Source organism: Arthrobacter sp. JCM 19049 (assembly GCF_001310435.1).
The window spans coordinates 1-710 of sequence record NZ_BAXF01000828.1; the positions used below are offsets into that span (position 1 = coordinate 1).

Sequence of the window (710 nt, forward strand, 5' to 3'; positions counted from 1 at the left end):
CGCCGTGGCTAGGCGCCGATCTCCGCGTCGGGCAGCGGCACGAACTTGGGGATGCGCAAGGTGATCAGGGTGCCGGCCCCGGGGGCGGTGTCGATCACCAGTCCGTGGCCCGACCCGTAGATTTGGCGCAGCCGCACGTCCACGTTGCGCAGCCCCACGTGCAGGTTGGTGGTGGTCCCGGCCAGCACGCTGGAGAGCTTCTGCGGGTCCATCCCGGCCCCGTCGTCCTCGACCTGGATCATCGCGTACTGTCCCTCGTCGGTGGCGGTGATGGAGATCAGCCCGCCGTCGGGTTTGGCCTCCAGGCCGTGGCGCACCGCGTTTTCCACCAGCGGCTGCAGCGAGAGGAACGGGATCTGGGTGGGCAGCACCTCGGGGGCGATCTGCAGGGAGACCCGGATGCGCTCCCCGAACCGGGCCTTTTCCAGCAGCAGGTAGCGGTCGATCGCCTCCAACTCCTCGGCCAGGGTGGTGAAGTCCCCGCGGCGGCGGAAGGAGTAGCGGGTGAAGTCCGCGAACTCGATCACCAGTTCCCGGGCGCGGGCCGGATCGGTGTTGATGAACGAGGCGATCGCGTTCAGCGAGTTGTAGATGAAGTGCGGGGAGATCTGGGCGCGCAGCGCCCGGACCTGGGCCTCGAGCAGCATCGCCTTGGACGCGTCCAGCTCGGCCAGGGACAGCTGGGCCGAAACGAAGGTGGCGACCTCGGA

1 protein-coding gene is annotated in these 710 nt (G+C 68.9%); it reads right to left on the minus strand.

The genetic code is table 11. The features are described from left to right. Positions 1-8: 8 nt before the first annotated feature. Positions 9-710 (minus strand): sensor histidine kinase (locus JCM19049_RS16565; protein ID WP_279403468.1); only part of this gene is annotated, 702 nt, incomplete at its 5' end.